Raw genomic sequence first — 231 nt, 5'->3', positions numbered from 1 at the left:
GAACTGGCGGATCAAAGTGTGGCTGTGCATGGTGTAGGCGCTATGGAATGGCTGCTTTAAGGCAAACCGGAGCGTTTGAACCAGACGCACGGCTGTGAGCTTGCCACATCGGTCGGCCAACGGCTGATGCAAAGCGGAGACGCGCTGGAACGTGCCTGTAAGGACAACCCGTGGCTGGCGATGTCGCCGCAACTGGCGTTGGGGTAATATTTAGGTGCTCTGACAAACCAG

General features: G+C 57.6%; 1 protein-coding gene. It reads left to right on the top strand.

Annotated elements, in window-relative coordinates; genetic code table 11:
- Positions 1-75: 75 nt before the first annotated feature.
- Positions 76-207, top strand: a complete 132-nt coding sequence (locus ACYP03_RS28385) for a hypothetical protein (protein WP_459782990.1) — start codon at positions 76-78, stop codon at positions 205-207.
- Positions 208-231 lie beyond the last annotated feature (24 nt).

The organism is Photobacterium sp. R1, assembly GCF_054600795.1.
Note: the sequence above shows the minus strand (reverse complement) of the source record. Positions and strands in the feature narration are given on the sequence as shown.